This is a genomic window from Bacillus massilinigeriensis, assembly GCF_900111815.1.
GTDB lineage: Bacteria > Bacillota > Bacilli > Bacillales > Cytobacillaceae > Mesobacillus_C > Mesobacillus_C mediterraneensis.
Genome location: NZ_LT630004.1, coordinates 1,935,254 through 1,950,458 on the forward strand (window position 1 = coordinate 1,935,254; position 15,205 = coordinate 1,950,458).

Consider the following 15,205-nt stretch of genomic DNA (forward strand, 5'->3'; position numbering starts at 1 on the left):
ACTCACGAGAGAAGGAATGATAAATGCAAGTTTCCTATTTTCGGTTGCTATGCTGGATTTTTACTGCCTGCGTTGCCGCTGTCACCGTTATTGCATTTAACAAGCAGGATGCAAAGGAAACGTTCACCTTTTTCCCACCCGACCCAGCCGCAACCTATACTTCTGCAGACACCAGCCTTTCTTTAGCGAAAATCTCTGCCAGTGAAAGCTATGCTGTGGAATGGAAGGCTTTCTCAACACTCAATCAAAAGGCCTACCTGAGGCAGGATATAAGCCTTCTTTTCAAAAATGGAAGGTTGACAGACGGAATGGGAAAATGGAAGACCAATGCAGAAACGCTCTACCAGTTAAAAAACCTGAAAGAAAATGAAAATGCATTGTACGAAGCGATAACCTTTCATTATTCAGAAATCCATCGGAACGACGATACTATTTCGAGCGCGCAAAAGCTTACTAATGATACGCTATATGTGCTAATAAGCCCTTCTACAAACGCAATTGGGTTTCAAACCCCTTCCTCTGCTGAAGAAAAAGAATGGCAAAGCATCTTGAATCGCGCTGTTGGTCTTGTCTCTTCCTCTACAGTACGAAAAGCAGCAGCATCTTTGAACATAGAGCCTCAAAATTACGAGAGCATTGCATTAACCGGTTTACCTGCCTACCGCGACCAGACTTTTCCAGGGCTTAATAAAAGGCAGACAAGGGATGCAATCGGGAGACTTTGGGAAGGAATCTACAAAAACTATTATCTAGGAATAAAAAAACAGAACGGCACGATCGTGAGTCCTGTAGGCAGTACCGTTCCTATTATCCTGTTATCGAAAACAGGAAACGTTCTTTATTTAGTTTTTGAAACTAAGGATGGGGAATTGATTTATCTTAAACAGCTTACCGGCTGAAAGAATCTATATACTCTACTAGTTTTTGGTACTCTGCTTTTCGGGGCTGAAGCTTAACCGCTATCTCTGCATATTCCATTGCTCTCGGTATGTTCTGTTCTTCTAAGTAGAGATTTCCAAGAAGGTAGAAAGCTTCGTGAAATTCTGGGTCGAGTTCCAGTACCTTTTGTAAATGCGATTTGGCCTCTTCATGCTTGTTTAATTCTTTTTCCGTAATGGAGAGAAGAAATAATGTTTCAGGTGAGGCTCCTTGTATTTTTATGTAATTTTTCATAACTTTCTCACCGTCGGCGTACTTTCCCTGTTTGATTTTATCTTGGACGTACCATAGCAAGCTTTTCTTATCTACCAGCTCCATACTCTTAACGTTGCCATATGAAAGAAACCCTATCACTGCACTAATAGTCGCAATCAAGAACACAAGCTGCTTATTCCGTTTCAGAATACCAGGAAAACCAACAATAGCTGCTGCAGCAAAACCGCCCAATAGACCGCCGATATGGCCAGCATTATCCACTCCTTGTACGGTAAACCCAAAAGCAAGGTTCACAACAAGAACCGAGAGGAGACTCGGACCTATTGATCTAAAGAACAACTCTCTATTCTTCAAGCCGAAATATAATAATGCACCGAAACAGCCCATAATCGCACCGCTTGCTCCAGCGGAGAGTACGGGACTATAAAGGAAGCTTCCTAGAACTCCAGCAAACCCAGCGAAAAGAAAGATGAAAAAATAGCGAATACGACCAAAAATTTGTTCAACGACTGGCCCAATATAGAAAAGAGCTATACAGTTCATCAACAGGTGGAGTACTCCGATATGGATAAACACCGGGGTGAGGAACCTCCACCACTCCCCCAATAGAATATGAATGTTTGACTTCGCCCCAAAGGAAATCAACGTTTCTGGATTGGTGCTTCCTCCAGAACCTGTCATCAAAAGAAAGACAAGAATGGAAATTCCGATAAACAGGTAGGTAAACCTAGGCTTTTTCACAGGCTCTGCAGCCTCTTCCCTAACTTTTGCCTGCGCTTCGTTCAACGTCGATTCGATCAAGCTACTTTGAGCAGTTTTCCGAAAACGATAATCTTCTCTTCCCGCCATTTTCCCCCTACCTTCCTTGCAGGTGTCCTCATACTTAATATCCATTATTATAAACTAAGCACCGGGAAGGGGAAATTTTCTCACTGTAATAATCCCAAAAAAACGGGCTGCCTATTTCATGGCAGCCCGTTCTTCATCTCCACTCTTCAGGACCACGAAACAGTGGACTCATCATTTTCTTTCTAGCCCATGGTACCCCCATAAGATAGCTAACAGCCACTCGCCTTATTCCAGGGTTTCCAAGAAGGCTGTTCAAAACTCGGAATCGGTTGCTGTATAATCCGTATCCTGCAAAGAAAAGGAGCAGTAATGTAAAAGACTTTTTCTTCATTTTCATCCCTCCCTCCATATTCTTCAATGAAGAGGGGTTTTTTATCCATACCTCACTCACTCTCAAGACGAATGCAATGCTATTCTTTAAAAAAAGGATCCTTAATTTTTTTCAAGACATCGACGGAGTGTTCAAACTGCTGCTTTTCTTTTTCATTTAGCGTCAATTCCATTACTTCTCTGATTCCGTTTCGATTTACTATTGCAGGAACCCCGATGTAAATATCGTTATGGCCGTATTCTCCATCCAAGTAAGCAGAAACGGTCAAAATGGAGTTTTCATTATGGAGGATTGCTTTCGTCAGCCTTACAAGACCCATCGCTATTCCATAATAAGTTGCTCCTTTTCGCTGTATGATGTGATATGCCGCATCTCGTACATTTGTAAAAATCTCTTCCAGTTCTTCTTCCTTATAACCGTCCTTTTCTTCCATGATTTCCGAGATGAGCTTACCACCAATATCCGCGTGACTCCACACAGGAAGCTCCGTGTCACCATGTTCTCCAATGATATAAGCATGGACATTCCGCGTATCCACTTCAAAATAATTTCCCAGAAGGAATCTAAGTCTTGCTGTGTCCAAAATGGTTCCTGAACCAATGACTCTCTCCTTTGGAAGCCCTGAGAACTTCCAGACCGCGTATGTAAGAATGTCAACAGGATTGGTCGCAACGAGAAATATACCATCAAAACCGCTGGTCATTACTTCGCCAACGATACCTCTGAAAATACGGGTATTCTTTTCAACAAGGTCCAACCTCGTTTCTCCCGGCTTCTGGTTAGCACCTGCACAAAGGACGACAAGGTCGGCATCCTTGCAATCAGCATAGCTTCCGAACCATATTTTCGTTGGAGAAGGAGCAAATGGCATACCGTGGTTCAAGTCCATTGCGTCGCCTTCTGATTTTTCCTTATTTAAATCAACGAGGACCAGTTCTTCTGTTACACGTTGGTTAAGAAGGGCAAATGCATAGCTTGATCCCACAAAGCCTGTTCCTACCAATACAACTCGATTTACTTTACCTTTCATTGACAACTCCTCCTATTAAAGCGGAATTTTTCATTCAAATAACTTTCATTATCATGATACCCAAAACAACGGCAATAAAGCCGGAGAGAAAATTAACTCCATCATTATCAAGCCAAGGCTTCCCTTTTGAAAGCTTTGTTCGCCTGCCGCAGTGTACAGCTTTTTCCGTCCTAATACCGCAAATTTCACACTGATACAACGATTGCCAATAGGCTCCGATGATTGTATCTATCAGCGAGCCTGCAAAGCCAAATATAACAATAATAATTACAGCAAAGGCATTCAATTTAAAAATACAGGCAGCTAGGATGGCAATGCATACCGCACCTGCAAAGGATGCGACTGTCCCTATAAGGGAGACGGCACCGGATGTCCCAGACGGCACTCGTTGAAGTCCTCCGAGAGATACAGGATCACCCTTCCCCATCGGGCCAATTTCGGAGGCCCATGTATCAGACGTTGCGCTTGCTAGCGAAATGCAATATGCCACTATCCATATTTCGTTTCCTGATACTGCAGCACATGCTCCAAGCGCAGCCGCTAAGCCTCCATTCGCCAACACTTGTTTCCAATCTCTTGTCGAGCCTTTTTCAAGGATAGTCTTCGCAGTATTACTGCGGTCATTATTGTCTTTAACCTTCGAGAGGAGGCTTGAACTGATAAAGAAGAATCCCATAACCAATATTCCTCGGAAGCCTAATCCCCATGCAGACAACAGACCGACAACCATGCTCGCAGCCATACCGGAAATTGTCAAAAAGGAAAAGCAATAAGCAGCCAACGCTGCGGCTATGACAAAACTAAAAGCATAAAGCAAATCACTCTCCACGAAGAATCATTCCTCGTTCGGTAATGATTCTTCCAATTTTTAAGTCATGATGTTCAAGAGGCACCTCAGGGAGCACTTGAATGGCGAAAGAAAGGGAGACAGTTTCCCCCTCAAATTGATCTAAATACCTATCATAGTACCCTCCGCCAAAACCTAAGCGAAAACCTTCCGGTGTATAAGCGAGTCCAGGTACTATCATCAAATCGATTTCTGTTGAAGCGATTTCCATCGTTTCGGAAACAATCGGCTCCCAAAGGCCGAAATATACTTTTTCTAGCGCATCAAAAGTATCCAGCCTGCGAAAAACCATCGTTTTCGTTGATGGTATGCATTTAGGGACTGCAACTATCTTGCCGCTTTCCCAAGCTTCCTCGATTATTCTATATGTATCTACTTCTGGGAATCTAGAAACTGTAATTCCAACCGTCTCGGCTTCTCTCCATTGATTGCTGGCAAAAAGATTTTTCGCTATCATTGCTGACTTTGCCTCATACTCTTCTCGGTTCAAGCTTTTTAACATCGTTCCCATCTTTTTTCGCAACTGATTCTTTTCCAAGAGTATCCCCTCCTTCAGATTGTTTAAGCATAACAAAAAAACAGCCGGGAAAAATTCCCCGAGCTGTTTTATTTTGTTTCACGATGTTGTGTTGCACGTTTTTCTCTTGGGCAATATTTCTTAAGCTCAAGACGGTCTGGATTGTTACGTTTATTTTTTTTGGAGATATAGTTACGATCTCCGCATTCTGTGCAAGCCAAAGTAATGTTCACACGCATATGTTATCCCTCCAAACTAATCAAACTGAGTTCGTTCATACGACTTTTCTATAATATCACTTTTCAATTGGAAATGCTAGTCCGTTTTTTAAAAGCTTCGATTGATTTTAAGTAATGAATCCTTATCCTTTCCTCGGGTACACCAAGTATGAAAGATTACTGGGTGCTCCTCCTTAAAGTTGAAGTCAAATACCTGTAAACTAGCAACATCACCTTGCCCCAGCGGTTGATATAGGAGACTTTCTTGCTGTTTAGTTCCCCAAATATTACCTTTCTTGACTATTGACCAAGGCAGAACCGTGCTCTGCCGGATTCTTCCCGTACTATCATCGCTGTCAACAAGGTAAACAAATTGATTGTCTAAGTGAAAAATTACGTTTTCAGCAGGTGACAGGAATGCAAACCCTTTATTCCCAAGCAGCTTGTGCCTATGCATGATAATCAGCTTTCCGCTCATTCCCATATTACTCTCCCCAGAAATGATAATCTCATAGAAATTGACATCCGGCAGCATTTCGACCTTTTCGTATTGTATAGAAACTCCTGCCTCTCGAATATAGAAATTGTTCTCCAAAACCCAATGCAAATTTCCATTATGCCAAATACAAGGAATCATCGTAGGAAAACCTTTATCAGCTAGGACGTGCGGCTGATCGGCTATGCTAAGCATATTTAAAGTCATTGTCATTTTCATCACCTTTTATCCTTTTTTTATGAAGAACTCCATGGGAACTGACTGAAAAGTTTATATATTAATGTTAGCATCCGTCCTTTCCTTCCACAATAAACGCATTTTGTCGGAATCTGACCAACTATCGCACATTGGCGTATGAAGGTTTTTTTTTGCTCACTTCCGCCTATGTCCTCTAGTAGATTTTCTTTTTTTCGACAGGCTGAAAAGGTTCATAACACAATAAATAGGCTTAAAGACCTATAAACATTAGGTACAAAATACGAATCGAAACTTGTCGAATAAAATGTTAGAATAGATTGGTACGAAAAATCTGCTTGGAGGTATGAAAGTGACATATATAATGGTTGGCCTGCTCGTCCTTGCAGTTGTCCTATTTATCCTTTCCTTTTTCTTGAAAGAACCATACGGGGAAATTCGTGAAGAAATCGATCAACTGACGATACAGCAGGCTCAGGAATTGTTCCAGATGAAAAAGAAAATGAAAGTGCTTGAAGAGGAATTGCTTGTCGTCCCCGAAATCATGAACGCAAAACAGCAGAAAGGCAGCGGAACCAACGAGATAAACAGCATTATAAAGAATCAAGTCTGGTCACTCAGAAAGCAAGGAAAGAGCTTGGAGCAAATAGCGCTCCAATCATCCCTTACTACAGAGGAAGTGTCCCAAATACTGCGTGAATTCTCAGAACGGGGGCAAGCATAATGAATAAGCAAACAGCAAGAATGTTTGCCCTTGGCATCCTGTTCACACTTCTCATTGTCTGGCCAGCTCAGTACTTTACCCAGCCTGCCGAAGAGGAACGCACTAAACCGACAGTGGCAGACGCAAAGCAACTGTTGAAGAAAGAAGGCTATTCTGTACTCTCTCAATCACAATTGGCTGAACTCGAAAGCAAAACTGCAGAAAAGCAGCCCACACCTTCTAAAAAGCAACCTAAAGGCAAAGACGCAGACCAAAAAGAGAAAGCTGAAAAAGAACAAGCAGCACAACTTGAGAAAGAAAAAGCAGCAAAAGAAAATGAAGTAAAGAAATTCACATTGAATATTACAAAAGGAATGAGCCCTGGAGAAATCTCATCCCTGCTCAAAGAAAATAAAATAATCAAAGACTCAGGAGAATTTGAAAAGTATCTCATCGACAACGATTTCCATACAGATATTCAAATTGGGAGATACACATTGGATTCCAAAATGGACTTCAACAAAATATCCAAGGTTATCACAAAAAATGATTAAAAAGGAGACATCTGGAAAGGGTGAAGAAATCAACCTTTTCCAGATGCCTCCTTTTTCTCTTAATTATTCAAATCATATCTTTTTCCTTTTACAAGGTAAAAGATGCTTTCCGCAATATTCGTCGTATGGTCCGCTGCACGTTCTAGATAGCGGCAAATGAAAGATAGCTGGGTGATTTGCGAAAGATGGCCAGGGTTTGCTTGGTTCAATTCCAGCAAATCGCGGATTACCTGGCCATACAGTGCATCGACACGGTCATCCATTTCCGCTACCATTTTGGCTTTTGCCACATCTTCTTCATAGAAAGCTTCAAGAGTAAGACGTAGCATCTCCAGTGACTGCCTATGCATCTCTTTAATATGCTCAATTGGCTTGACAAGTGGTTCATTGCCAATCCTGATGGCGGACTTAGCGATATTCACACCAAAATCCGCGATTCTTTCGATATCTGTTGCGATTTTAATTGCTACAATAATTCTTCTCAAATCGACCGCAACGGGCTGCTGCTTGGCGATGAGAAGAATAGCACAGTCATTGATATCCTCTTCCAGCATGTCGACTTTAATATCATCGTCCATAATCTTTAACGCAAGTTCTACATCGCGATTTTCAAGCGCATCTAAAGATTTGGTCAACTGAATAGATGCCAGACTCCCGAGCTCCATTATTTTTGATTGAAGATCCTTTAAATCATCGTGAAATTTCTCCCTTACAACCATACCGATACCCCTCTCTGTCGTGAAACTAGTCTATTCGCACATCACCCGAAACGGCCGGTGATGTAATCCTCGGTACGCTTATCCGAAGGGGTGGAGAAAATTTTGTTCGTATTTGCGTACTCCACAACTTCCCCATTAAGGAAAAACGCCGTTTTGTCGGAAATACGCGCAGCTTGTTGCATATTATGCGTTACAATAATGATGCTGATATCCTTCTTCAGTTCCTGCACCAGTTCTTCTACCTTCAATGTGGAAATTGGATCAAGAGCAGAGGTAGGTTCATCCATCAGAATGACATCCGGCTCGATTGCAAGCGCTCTGGCAATGCAAAGACGCTGTTGCTGTCCGCCTGATAGTCCATAAGCATTCTCGTTCAGCCTGTCTTTGACTTCATCCCAGATTGCTGCTCCTCTTAGGCTCTTCTCCACGATTTCATTTAAAATTTTCTTGTCCCGGATTCCATGAATCTTTGGGCCGTATGCCACGTTTTCAAAAATGGACTTTGGAAATGGATTCGGCTTCTGGAAAACCATTCCAACATTTGTCCTCAATTCTTCCACCTTATAAGACTTATCAAGGATATTGCGTTCTCTATAAAGGATTTCGCCTGAAACCTTAACTACTGGAATCAGTTCCACCATCCTGTTCAAGGTTTTAATATACGTAGACTTGCCGCAGCCGGACGGCCCGATGATTGCTGTTACTTCGTTTTCATAAACATCGAGATTGATATTCTTCAATGCTTGATCCGCTCCGTACCAAAGGTTCAAATCCTTCGTTCCGTAAACAACCGTCTTTTCTGCCTGCCCCATTTTTTCTTGCACTTCCATCCTGTGTTTCGTCTCCGCCACAGTCAATACCGCCATCTCGAATTCCTCCCTATTTTCCTTCGTTTAATATCGTTTTTGGAATTTGTTTCGGATTAAAATCGCCACTGAATTCATCAAGAAGAGAACAAGCAGCAAGATAACAATCGTCGCTGCCGCAAGGTTCGCATACTCCGCCACCAATGCTGAGTCTGTTGTCCAATAATAAACCTGCACAGGCAGAATGGTGAACCTGTCAAACACACCATCAGGCAGTGGAATCAACAATGCTGGGATACCGAGAACAACGAGCGGAGCAGTTTCACCAATTGCTCTTGAGAGTGCTAGTATGACTCCTGTCAGAATGCCTGGAAGTGATGCAGGCAGGACAACGTTTTTGATTGTCTGCCATTTTGTCGCTCCCATTCCGAAAGACGCTTCGCGCAAAAATTGCGGAACCGCTCTAATTGCTTCTTGACTTGCCACGACAACGACCGGCAAGACGAGAAGCGCCATTGTCAGACCTCCGGCCAATACGACAGATCCGAGATCCAGGGCCCTTGCAAATACAGTTAATCCAAGTATTCCAAATACAACGGAAGGTACACCTGCAAGATTGGTTATATTCGTTTGAATAAACCTTTGAACTCGACCTTTTCTTGCATATTCCTCAAGGTATATTGCTGTGCCGACTCCCAACACTAGCGTAATCGGTGCAACGACAGCCATTAACCAAAGTGTTCCGAGAATAGCTCCCATGATGCCGGCATTTTCAGGGTCTGTGGATAGTTTATTGAACAAAAAATCCACATCAATCCAGCCCATGCTTTGAGCGAATACACGATAGATTAGGATAAGCAGTACAACTAAGCCAAATAATGTAGAAGCGAAAAACATACTTTTAGCAAATTTATTTGCAAAAAGCCTTGATCCCATTTTCTTCTGTACTACAGCAGCATCCACATATTTCATGTTAATATTCCTCCCTGAATTTACGGGAAATATACTGGGCTATAAGGTTCATGATTAGCGTGAAGACAAAAAGCGTCATCGCCACAGCGTAAAGACTGTAGTAAAGGGTTGTCCCTGCTGCTGCTTCTCCGCCGGTTACCTCAACGATATAGCCTGTCATTGTCTGAAGCGACTGAGTCACATCAAACGTGAAATTTTTCGAGCTTCCGCTTGCAATTGCAACAATCATTGTTTCACCGATTGCCCGGGAAATCCCAAGCACAAACGATGCAATGATACCCGAAATTGCTGCTGGAATCACGACTTTCCATGTCACTTCAAGCTTCGTAGAACCAAGAGCAAGTGCTCCCTCCCTCATCGAATTCGGCACAGCACTCATAGCATCTTCAGAGAGTGAAGCAACCATTGGGATAATCATGATACCCATTACGATACCAGGACTCAAGATATTCGTTGGTTCAAGACCAGGAATGAAAGACCTGAGGAGCGGAGTTACGAAAGTAAAGGCAAAGAAACCGTATACGATGGTCGGAATTCCGGCCAGGATTTCCAGCATTGGTTTCAGTGTTTTCCTTACTTTATCCGAAGCATACTCGCTTAGAAAAATAGCAGTCATGAGACCAATGGGAATTGCCACAGCCATAGCAATCGCTGATGACAAGATTGTCCCTGTTAATAGCGGCAGTACTCCAAATACCGCCTCTTCTCCAAGAGGCTTCAATTTTGTTCCCGTAAAGAAATCAAGGAAGGGCACACGATCAAAAAATGTGACTGTCTCCGTTAGAAGCGTTAGCAGAATACCAACGGTCGTAAAGACGGAAACTGCTGCAATTCCAAAAAGGATTCGAGGAACGAGCTTTTCAACTATTGTCCTTATACTTGCAGATTTCCTTTTTTCTTCAATCATACCCCTGACATTCAAACCGGCCCCTTTTTCTGGCATAACGGTTTTTTCCACTTGTAAAACCCCTTTCACATCATATCCAAGGTGCTATTATTCTGGTAAACACACGCAAGAAGATGAGAAGGAATCTCCTCTCATCTCTCGCAGCTTGTGCCGTATTAAAGCATTTGCGTTATTTAAGGCCTTCTAGTTCTTCTACTGTTGCTTTGATATCTTCGTCAGGAAGCGGTGCAAACCCGGTTTCTTTCGCTACTTCCTGCGAATTGTTCATTGTGTAGATAGCATAGTCAAGAACCTGCGCTTTTTCTTTGGCCATACCTTTGTTCAAATAAGTGAAGACAGGGCGTGTAAATGGTGCATAATCTCCATCTTCAGCAATCGTCTCAACTTTTGGTTCTACAGGACCTTTGCCAAAGTCTATCTTCACCGCTTTCACCTTATCTTTATTGCTTGCATAGTAGCCATATCCAAAGAAAGCAATGGCGTTTTTATCCTTTGAAACAAGGTCTACAAGCGTGGAATAATCTTGCTGAAGATTGATTCCTTCTACCATTTCTTTTTCTTCAAGAATGTTTTCAAACATGAACTCATATGTTCCGTGGTTTTCATTAGGGCCGTATGTCTTGATAGGCTCGTTCGGGAAGTCTGTACGAACATCAGACCAATTTTTCTTACCTTTTTCTGCAAGGAAGATATCAACGATTTCTTGCTGCGTAAGCTCCTCTGCCCAGTCATTGTCTTTATTGACAACGAATGTCAGACCATCAAGTGCTACTTTCATTTCAAGCGGATCAATTTTCAATTTTTCTGCTTCCGCTTTTTCTTCGTCTTTTATTTCACGCGATGCGTTGTTGAAGTCTGTGCCGTCTTCAACAAGAAACTTTTTAAAACCAGCAGATGTACCTGCGCGGCTTACTTCCACAGAGACACCTTCTTGCTCGTTTGTCATATAGTTTTCAGCCATTTTTGCCATAAATGGGTAGACAGTCCCTGATCCGTCAATGACGACACTGCCTTCTAGTTCAGCCTTATCGTTTCCGCCTTCCCCTTTAGCTTGCTTGTCATTGCCGCAAGCAGCTGTAAACACCATAATTGCTGCAAGCAACGCCAGCAGGCTAAACTTTTTAGAACGCTTCATTCCTCAATTCCCCCTAAAGTTGTGGTTGTTTGTCCTACAACTAAAGAATAACGCCCAAGTTTTAATAAGGTATAAACGCAATGTTAAGCTTTTGTAAATGGCTGATATTTTTGTTAATTAGAGAAAATACTGCATAGTTTACATAAAAAAAGAGCCGCCAGTAATTGGCAGCTCTAATCGAAGCTTATTTTGTTATTGCGAGATTTCCTCTCGAAGCTCATCGCCCTCTTTTTTCTCTTCTACTTGCTGATCCGGCTTGATGGGATTCATGTTTTCTTCCGCACGCTTTTTCTTAAGCTCAAAATAAGCATCGAGAACGCGCCGGCCAATATCGTTGTTTGCATGATGTCCCGTATTGCTTTCATACGCCCACGGCACCATGACAGACATTGCTACTTCCGGATTGTCATAAGGCGCATATCCGATCAAGCTAAGATTCATTGTTTGCGGCGGAGCGCTATAATTTTTGCGAAGTGGCCCATCATAAAATGCCTGTGCTGTACCTGTCTTCCCGGCAGGTCTGTATGGCGCATTGCCGAATGAACCGTAAGCTGTTCCTCCTGGCGATTGCATGACTTGCCTAAAACCTTCATGTACGGTGGCCATCCATTCTGGCGTTACGTCCACTTTGTTCAGTACATTAGGTTCGAAGGATTGCAGTACAGGGCCGACTTCATTGCTGTCAAGCTTCGGCTCGCGAATTTCTTTTACCATTCTCGGCTGAATACGGCTGCCGCCATTGGCAATTGTTGCAGCATATTGCGCCAATTGCATCGGCGTATATGTATCAAACTGCCCGATAGAATAGTCAAGGAGAAGACCACTTCTTTCTGGAACATTTTCATTTCCTTTAAAGCCAAACATTTCGTTCGGCAGATCAATTCCTGTCTTGACGCCAAGGCCAAACTGCGAAAATGAATTGCGGAAAACGTCAAATACATCATCGCTCAAAGAGAGCGTCTGCTGCGGAACATAATTTCCTTTGCCGACATTAATCGCTGTCCGGAACATATAAACGTTGGAGGAAACCTTCAAAGCACCAACAGGGTTTAAGCTACCTAACCCTGCTCGCCATGACTTCTTAGGTGGTGTACCCTTTATCAAGATTGGTGTGTCGTAAAAAACGGTTCCAGTTGAAATTGCACCAGTTTTAAGCCCTGTTAAAATCGTCGCACCCTTGACAGTAGAACCAACGTTATAGGAGGTAGTGATATTACCCAATGCGAAGTCCTGCATTTCAGTTCTACCGGTTTCCTGATTACGTTCCAAGCGTTTTCCGGCCATTGTCAGCACTTCTCCGGTATGCGGGTCCATCAAAACGACAAACGCCCTGTCAAGAAGGCCAGTGGCTCGATTTTGCTTTGCTCTCATTAATTCTTCTTCAATGATTTTTTCGACAGCAAGCTGAAGGTCCATATCGATGGACAGCACTAAATCCTTGCCGCGTGCACCTTCAGAAACGACAACTGTATCGAGAACATTTCCCGCCTTGTCTGTCTTATTCTTTACTTTTGCCTTTTGTCCGTGGAGTACATCCTCGTACTGCATTTCCAAATAGCTCTTGCCAACGCGATCGTTTCGGCTGTAATCCCTTGAACGATAATAGTCGAGACGTTCTTTCGGCAAACCTTCATCCGAATCTGTCACTTTCCCAAGGACGGTTTTCAGCGTCTTATCGAAAGCATAATGGCGTTCCCAGTCTGTTGTTGTATCAACGCCCGGAAGCTCGTCGAGATTTTCATTCACTGCAGCGAGTTCCTGCGGTGTAACATGCTTTTTGACGATTTGTGGTGTCAGTGCATAACCGCTGTTGAATTCCCGATAAATTGCGAGAATTTCAAGCTCCTCAGGAGAGAAATTTAATTCATCCTTTGTAATCCTGTCGAGCTGCAATTGATAGAGATCTTTATCGTCAAGCTTTTTAGCTTGAAACTGCTGCATTTCTTTTTTGGTGATTTTTTTCTCTGCTTCCTTTGAGTGGCGCAAAATCCAGTAATCCTTCTTGTCGCGCTCCCGGACCTTTTCTGTATCCATTTCTATCATGCTTGCCAGCTTTTCAGCAACTTTCAGCATGTCCTCTGCCTTTGTCGTCTGGCTCCGAGTATAGGTGATGGCATCATTCGGGATATTGTCGACAATGACTTTTTTGTTCCGATCATACATTTTACCACGCGGAACAGGATTGTTCACCGTAACGTCCTCAGTCCGCTCGATTTCCCTTTTAAAGTCTTCACCATATACAATTTGTACAATTCCAAGCCTTAACACAAGCATGGAAAAAAGAACGAAAACAATAAAGAAAAGCATATTCAGCCTGAAAGGCACCAGTGCTTTCTTTTTCTTTTTTGTATTCAAGGCTTCCCCTCACCCTTCTCTTGCTTTGCAAATAAAAGTTCACTAACTGCTATTTTAAAGGAAAAGAAGGCATATTTCCATCATGAATCCTCTTTGGTTTATTTTTCACTTCATAGCGAGATATGCAGGTTCAAGAAATTGGAACAAGACGAATTCTTCTGATAAACAAGTAAATAAGCATATGGCCGCTGCCTACGACTAAGAGGAGAATGGGAATACTCTTCTCTTGGTTGAAAAACTTTACGCTGATAAGGAAGAGTAAAATAGAAATAATTCTCCCACAATTAAGGAAAATTTCCCGTACGACAATATATTCAATTCGCATTTCTGCTGCATTCCTTCCTCTTCCGATTACATCATATGTAAGCGACATATATGGAACTAGAAGTAAGGGGTATCCGACGGCAATGACTGCTGCATAAATCAACAGGTTGGTGTAAGACGGTTCAAAAACGATCAAAAAAATAGCCAGATAAAGGATGATTCCCCCTATAAGTATGGCCTTTTTCCGATACTCTTTTTTTAACAATCGCGATGCAAGGTAGTAGGATACAAAGGCGATGCCTGAATTAATCAATCCGAACATGCCTAGCGCCATCTCACTTCCCTTTGCCAGGAAGACGAAGACAGAAATAATAAAGACAAATGTCCCTTCCCTTATCCCTTGGAAAAAGTGGGCGTTTGTTACCATCCTCCAATTGAAATCCTTTTTCCGTTCGCCTACCACTTCTAAAAACACATACCTTCCGTTAGCGGGGCGGCGTTTAAGGGAAAAGCTTAAGAATACTGCTGCGGAAAAAAGCAGCAGGGACAGCCCAAAAACAACCGTATAGCCTGTGAATTTCTCCAGCCTTGAAATAATGAATCCTGAAGCAAATGGTCCTACCATTCCTCCAAGAGAAGAAAGAATCCCAAGGAAGCCATTAAAAAAATCTCTAGTCTCTGGTTCGGTTATTTCAAATGTCAGCACATTGAATGCCAACCAATAAAAGCCATAGCCTATTCCTAAAAGCGCTCCAAGAAACAGAAGAAATTCTGAGGCCTTTGTTCCAAAAAAGAGGACGGCCATGTAAAACATCGCCAAAAAGATGACACCGATTCTAAGGACGATGACACGATCAATTTTCTTGGCCCACCTTCCAGCAAGAATAAAGGTCAAAGGCTGCAGAACCACAACAGCCAGATTGTATAGCCCAAGGTCGATGAACTCGCCAGACTGCTTCCATAAATAGATGTTCACGAAAGTATTCGATAAGGCTACGCTTAATGAATAAAGCCCGCCTATGAAGAGCAACAGTCCGAGATCCTTTGTAAATTCTATTTCTCCGAGCAGTTTTTGCATTTTCAGCATAATGGTCGACTCCCCTTTTCTCATGGGGTAGTTTCCTACAATCATGCCTTTGTTATGCACCAGAA

Annotated in this window: 17 protein-coding genes; 3 read left to right on the forward strand and 14 right to left on the reverse strand. The window is 42.6% G+C overall.

Annotated features, from left to right (window positions below; translation table 11 throughout):
* Nucleotides 1-23 precede the first annotated feature (23 nt).
* The gene (locus BQ5796_RS10150; RefSeq protein WP_071460125.1) at nt 24-899 is read left to right on the forward strand and encodes a hypothetical protein; all 876 of its coding nucleotides are present in this window, start codon (nt 24-26) and stop codon (nt 897-899) included.
* Here the strand turns inward: BQ5796_RS10150 and BQ5796_RS10155 are convergent.
* The 7 genes from BQ5796_RS10155 to BQ5796_RS10185 all read right to left on the reverse strand — a co-directional run bounded on the left by BQ5796_RS10155 (nt 889) and on the right by BQ5796_RS10185 (nt 5,662).
* Complete coding sequence (locus BQ5796_RS10155; protein ID WP_071460126.1) at nt 889-2,004, reverse strand: rhomboid family intramembrane serine protease; 1,116 nt, start codon at nt 2,002-2,004, stop codon at nt 889-891. The two genes, BQ5796_RS10150 and BQ5796_RS10155, sit on opposite strands and share 11 nt — an antisense overlap.
* Nucleotides 2,005-2,137: 133 nt before the next feature.
* Nucleotides 2,138-2,335, reverse strand: coding sequence for a hypothetical protein (locus tag BQ5796_RS10160; RefSeq protein ID WP_071460127.1), 198 nt, complete (start codon nt 2,333-2,335; stop codon nt 2,138-2,140).
* A gap of 79 nt (nt 2,336-2,414) precedes the next feature.
* Complete coding sequence (locus BQ5796_RS10165) at nt 2,415-3,365, reverse strand: L-lactate dehydrogenase (protein WP_071460128.1); 951 nt, start codon at nt 3,363-3,365, stop codon at nt 2,415-2,417.
* Between the two features lie 34 nt (nt 3,366-3,399).
* On the reverse strand, nt 3,400-4,194 hold the full coding sequence (locus BQ5796_RS10170; protein WP_071460129.1) for a DUF92 domain-containing protein: 795 nt from the start codon (nt 4,192-4,194) through the stop codon (nt 3,400-3,402).
* Nucleotides 4,184-4,750: a 5-formyltetrahydrofolate cyclo-ligase gene (locus BQ5796_RS10175; protein ID WP_346190292.1), complete on the reverse strand. Its 567-nt coding sequence runs from the start codon at nt 4,748-4,750 to the stop codon at nt 4,184-4,186. Before BQ5796_RS10175 ends, BQ5796_RS10170 begins: the two co-directional genes overlap by 11 nt.
* 68 nt (nt 4,751-4,818) lie before the next feature.
* Nucleotides 4,819-4,968, reverse strand: a complete 150-nt coding sequence (gene rpmG / locus BQ5796_RS10180) for a 50S ribosomal protein L33 (protein WP_071460130.1) — start codon at nt 4,966-4,968, stop codon at nt 4,819-4,821.
* An 88-nt stretch (nt 4,969-5,056) separates the two neighbouring features.
* Nucleotides 5,057-5,662 (reverse strand): hypothetical protein, encoded by a 606-nt coding sequence (locus tag BQ5796_RS10185; protein ID WP_071460131.1) that lies wholly within the window; start codon nt 5,660-5,662, stop codon nt 5,057-5,059.
* Between the two features lie 328 nt (nt 5,663-5,990).
* On the opposite strand from BQ5796_RS10185, the gene BQ5796_RS10190 reads away from it, so the two are divergent.
* The gene (locus BQ5796_RS10190) at nt 5,991-6,362 is read left to right on the forward strand and encodes a hypothetical protein (protein ID WP_234969330.1); all 372 of its coding nucleotides are present in this window, start codon (nt 5,991-5,993) and stop codon (nt 6,360-6,362) included.
* Nucleotides 6,362-6,895, forward strand: a complete 534-nt coding sequence (locus BQ5796_RS17675) for a hypothetical protein (RefSeq protein ID WP_071460133.1) — start codon at nt 6,362-6,364, stop codon at nt 6,893-6,895. The genes BQ5796_RS10190 and BQ5796_RS17675 overlap by 1 nt, the downstream gene beginning before the upstream one ends.
* 59 nt (nt 6,896-6,954) lie before the next feature.
* On the opposite strand, the gene phoU is transcribed toward BQ5796_RS17675, so the two are convergent.
* The 7 genes from phoU to BQ5796_RS10230 form a co-directional block, all read right to left on the reverse strand.
* Nucleotides 6,955-7,614, reverse strand: coding sequence for a phosphate signaling complex protein PhoU (phoU, locus tag BQ5796_RS10200; protein ID WP_071460134.1), 660 nt, complete (start codon nt 7,612-7,614; stop codon nt 6,955-6,957).
* Between the two features lie 41 nt (nt 7,615-7,655).
* On the reverse strand, nt 7,656-8,444 hold the full coding sequence (gene pstB / locus BQ5796_RS10205) for a phosphate ABC transporter ATP-binding protein PstB (protein WP_234969379.1): 789 nt from the start codon (nt 8,442-8,444) through the stop codon (nt 7,656-7,658).
* Between the two features lie 63 nt (nt 8,445-8,507).
* The gene (gene pstA, locus BQ5796_RS10210) at nt 8,508-9,392 is read right to left on the reverse strand and encodes a phosphate ABC transporter permease PstA (protein ID WP_071460136.1); all 885 of its coding nucleotides are present in this window, start codon (nt 9,390-9,392) and stop codon (nt 8,508-8,510) included.
* Between the two features lies 1 nt (nt 9,393).
* On the reverse strand, nt 9,394-10,335 hold the full coding sequence (pstC, locus tag BQ5796_RS10215; protein ID WP_071461258.1) for a phosphate ABC transporter permease subunit PstC: 942 nt from the start codon (nt 10,333-10,335) through the stop codon (nt 9,394-9,396).
* Between the two features lie 133 nt (nt 10,336-10,468).
* The gene (locus BQ5796_RS10220) at nt 10,469-11,434 is read right to left on the reverse strand and encodes a PstS family phosphate ABC transporter substrate-binding protein (protein WP_071460137.1); all 966 of its coding nucleotides are present in this window, start codon (nt 11,432-11,434) and stop codon (nt 10,469-10,471) included.
* 192 nt (nt 11,435-11,626) lie between these two features.
* Nucleotides 11,627-13,741 carry a penicillin-binding transpeptidase domain-containing protein gene (locus BQ5796_RS10225; protein WP_234969380.1) on the reverse strand — a complete coding sequence of 705 codons (2,115 nt, stop codon included), beginning with the start codon at nt 13,739-13,741 and terminating at the stop codon, nt 11,627-11,629.
* A 178-nt stretch (nt 13,742-13,919) separates the two neighbouring features.
* Entirely contained in the window at nt 13,920-15,140 is a 1,221-nt protein-coding gene (locus tag BQ5796_RS10230; protein ID WP_071461259.1) for an MFS transporter, read from the reverse strand.
* Between the last annotated feature and the right edge of the window lie 65 nt (nt 15,141-15,205).

What these genes read in the sequence shown, in the direction of transcription:
- BQ5796_RS10150 (WP_071460125.1), top strand. Translation starts at nt 24, where the DNA reads ATGCAAGTTTCCTATTTTCGGTTGCTATGCTGGATTTTTACTGCCTGC.
- BQ5796_RS10155 (WP_071460126.1), bottom strand. Translation starts at nt 2,004, where the DNA reads ATGGCGGGAAGAGAAGATTATCGTTTTCGGAAAACTGCTCAAAGTAGC.
- BQ5796_RS10160 (WP_071460127.1), bottom strand. Translation starts at nt 2,335, where the DNA reads ATGAAGAAAAAGTCTTTTACATTACTGCTCCTTTTCTTTGCAGGATAC.
- BQ5796_RS10165 (WP_071460128.1), bottom strand. Translation starts at nt 3,365, where the DNA reads ATGAAAGGTAAAGTAAATCGAGTTGTATTGGTAGGAACAGGCTTTGTG.
- rpmG (WP_071460130.1), bottom strand. Translation starts at nt 4,968, where the DNA reads ATGCGTGTGAACATTACTTTGGCTTGCACAGAATGCGGAGATCGTAAC.
- BQ5796_RS10185 (WP_071460131.1), bottom strand. Translation starts at nt 5,662, where the DNA reads ATGAAAATGACAATGACTTTAAATATGCTTAGCATAGCCGATCAGCCG.
- BQ5796_RS17675 (WP_071460133.1), top strand. Translation starts at nt 6,362, where the DNA reads ATGAATAAGCAAACAGCAAGAATGTTTGCCCTTGGCATCCTGTTCACA.
- phoU (WP_071460134.1), bottom strand. Translation starts at nt 7,614, where the DNA reads ATGGTTGTAAGGGAGAAATTTCACGATGATTTAAAGGATCTTCAATCA.
- pstB (WP_234969379.1), bottom strand. Translation starts at nt 8,444, where the DNA reads ATGGAAGTGCAAGAAAAAATGGGGCAGGCAGAAAAGACGGTTGTTTAC.
- pstA (WP_071460136.1), bottom strand. Translation starts at nt 9,392, where the DNA reads ATGAAATATGTGGATGCTGCTGTAGTACAGAAGAAAATGGGATCAAGG.
- pstC (WP_071461258.1), bottom strand. Translation starts at nt 10,335, where the DNA reads ATGCCAGAAAAAGGGGCCGGTTTGAATGTCAGGGGTATGATTGAAGAA.
- BQ5796_RS10220 (WP_071460137.1), bottom strand. Translation starts at nt 11,434, where the DNA reads ATGAAGCGTTCTAAAAAGTTTAGCCTGCTGGCGTTGCTTGCAGCAATT.
- BQ5796_RS10225 (WP_234969380.1), bottom strand. Translation starts at nt 13,741, where the DNA reads ATGCTTTTCTTTATTGTTTTCGTTCTTTTTTCCATGCTTGTGTTAAGG.
- BQ5796_RS10230 (WP_071461259.1), bottom strand. Translation starts at nt 15,140, where the DNA reads ATGCTGAAAATGCAAAAACTGCTCGGAGAAATAGAATTTACAAAGGAT.